This is a genomic window from Bradyrhizobium sp. RT6a, assembly GCF_040547675.1.
Lineage (GTDB): Bacteria > Pseudomonadota > Alphaproteobacteria > Rhizobiales > Xanthobacteraceae > Bradyrhizobium.
This window is the reverse complement of sequence record NZ_JBEPQC010000030.1, coordinates 1-1,353: the sequence shown is the minus strand read 5'-3', so window position 1 is coordinate 1,353 and position 1,353 is coordinate 1. Positions and strand designations below refer to the sequence as shown.

The following is a 1,353-nucleotide window of genomic DNA, read 5'->3' as shown; positions in this document are numbered from 1 at the left end:
AGACGTCGGTGGTGCGCCAGGCTATGCCGAATACCTCGACGCCATCAGCGACCCTGCTCATCCGGAGCACGAAAATATGCGCCGCTGGGGCCCGGCTCAGGCGCAGGTCCTGGATGTGGTGTCGGGTTATCCACTGCTAGGCGTGCACTACTTTCCTAGCGCCGCGGACGTCCGGCCGATTTTGGCGGGGCAGAACCTGACGCGCGCGGACCGATTCACTTATACCTTTACGAGCCGTGCCGAATAGAAGCCATTGGGAACTCTCGTCAGGCGTATTCCTCCGTTGAGGGCCGCCTTGTTTGACGGACGCGAACGCTGCAGGTCCTAGGGGTAATCCTAGGAGAAGCGCTATGACGATTTCGAGGGCGGAGGTGATCACATCGGTCGAGCGGCGGCGCCGGTGGTCGCAGGATGAGAAGGAACGGCTTGTTGCAGCATCGCTCGAGCCCGGAGCCTGCGTTTCCGAGGTGGCTCGCATGGCTGGCCTTCATGTAAGCCAGCTGTTCAGGTGGCGCAAAGAGCTTTGCAAGCACGCTGAAGCGAGTATAGCGCCGTTCGTGCCGGTCGAGATTGGGTCGTCTGTGCCGCCGCGGGAGGTGGCCGAAGCGCCATTGACGACGACGGCGGCGCGTCGACGGAAGAGCCATGGCATCATCGAGATCGATCTTGGTAGCGGGCACCGCATCCGGGTCGATGGCCACGTTGATGGAGACGCCCTGCGTCGCGTTCTCGAGGCTCTGGTGCGCCGATGATCCCGGTTCCGACGGGCGCGCGCGTGTGGCTTGCGACAGGCTACACGGACATGCGGCGAGGCTTTCCGACGTTGGCACTCCAGGTGCAGGAGGTGCCGCGCAAGGACCCGCTCAGCGGTCATCTGTTTGTCTTCCGCGGTCGCCGAAGCGATCTTGTGAAGGTGATCTGGCACGATGGCCAGGGAGCATGCCTGTTCACCAAAAGACTGGAGAGAGGGCGGTTCATCTGGCCTTCGGTTGCGGGCGAAGCAGTGACGATCTCTCCGGCGCAGATGAGCTACCTGTTGTCCGGAATCGATTGGCGCAACCCGCAAGAAGCCCAGCGTCCGACGCGGATCGGATAGCCGTTTTGGGTTTGAATCTGCTGCTTGATCTGATTCAATGGCTTCATGATATCGAAGCCGGACGATCTTCCATCGGATCTTGCGAGTGCCCTGGCGGCGCTGCAGGCCGAGCGTGAGGCGCGGCTGCTCGCCGAGGCGGTGGCTGCCAGTGCGCGGGCGGAGCTGTCGGACAACGAGGCACTGATCGCGCATCTCGAGCTGCGGATCGAGAAGCTCAAACGCGAACTGTACGGGCAGCGCTCCGAGCGCTCGGCACG

Annotated in this window: 3 protein-coding genes and 1 pseudogene; all 4 read left to right on the top strand. The window is 63.0% G+C overall.

The window, feature by feature from the left end:
- The coding region (locus ABIC03_RS39220; RefSeq protein WP_502917373.1) for an IS1096 element passenger TnpR family protein at window positions 1–247 on the top strand (247 nt) is incomplete at its 5' end.
- Between the two features lie 103 nt (window positions 248–350).
- Window positions 351–752 carry an IS66-like element accessory protein TnpA gene (gene tnpA, locus ABIC03_RS39215; protein WP_354066265.1) on the top strand — a complete coding sequence of 134 codons (402 nt, stop codon included), beginning with the start codon at window positions 351–353 and terminating at the stop codon, window positions 750–752.
- Window positions 749–1,096: an IS66 family insertion sequence element accessory protein TnpB gene (tnpB, locus tag ABIC03_RS39210; RefSeq protein WP_354066263.1), complete on the top strand. Its 348-nt coding sequence runs from the start codon at window positions 749–751 to the stop codon at window positions 1,094–1,096. Before tnpA ends, tnpB begins: the two co-directional genes overlap by 4 nt.
- Window positions 1,097–1,141: 45 nt before the next feature.
- A pseudogene (locus ABIC03_RS39205) lies at window positions 1,142–1,353 on the top strand (IS66 family transposase); the annotation flags it as partial.